The sequence below is a fragment of the Secundilactobacillus hailunensis genome (assembly GCF_005405185.1).
GTDB lineage: Bacteria > Bacillota > Bacilli > Lactobacillales > Lactobacillaceae > Secundilactobacillus > Secundilactobacillus hailunensis.
The window spans coordinates 1-643 of sequence record NZ_BJDO01000123.1; the positions used below are offsets into that span (position 1 = coordinate 1).

The following is a 643-nucleotide window of genomic DNA, read 5'->3' on the forward strand; positions in this document are numbered from 1 at the left end:
AAGTCAGCAACCCCCAGATCAATACCGACTGGATTACCGGTCTTAGCTAAGGGCTTAATATCAGTGTCGACTAGAATGACGGCATAGAACTTACCAGTAGCTGAAAGGCGGATGGTCACATTCTTGATTTTACCAACTGGTTTTCTACCTGATTTAAATTTTAGTTTCCCCAATTTTGGTAACTGGATGTGGTGATTATCAACTAGTTTAATATTGTGGTTGACCGACTTGGTCTGATAGCTCTGCTTCGGGTACTTACGAGATTTGAACTTAGGGAAGCCTTTATGCAGCCTAAAGAACTCTTTATAGGCTTCTACTAAGTCATGGTTGGTTGACTGTAAGCTAGTGCTTTCAGCATCTTTTAACCATTCATACTCAGTCTTCAAAGCTGGCAGTAAATTATTCAAGGCAAACGCATTTAAGAATTTAGCTTCTGGGTTATTTTGATATCTTTCAACCATCATAGCTAGCATTTGATTCCAAACAAAACGGTTATACCCAAAGTTGAGTTTGATTTTGAGTTGTTGGTCTCGATTAGGATATAGCCGTAATTTGATCCCTTTTAAAGTCATATAACTTCACCTCTTTTCCATTTTTAGTATATCATAATGGTATACTAAAAATGAATATAAGTGGCTATATA

At 37.0% G+C, this 643-nt stretch carries 1 protein-coding gene; it reads right to left on the reverse strand.

The window, feature by feature from the left end; genetic code table 11:
* The coding region (locus FFM73_RS12590; protein ID WP_235874520.1) for an RNA-guided endonuclease TnpB family protein at positions 1 to 572 on the reverse strand (572 nt) is incomplete at its 3' end.
* Between the last annotated feature and the right edge of the window lie 71 nt (positions 573 to 643).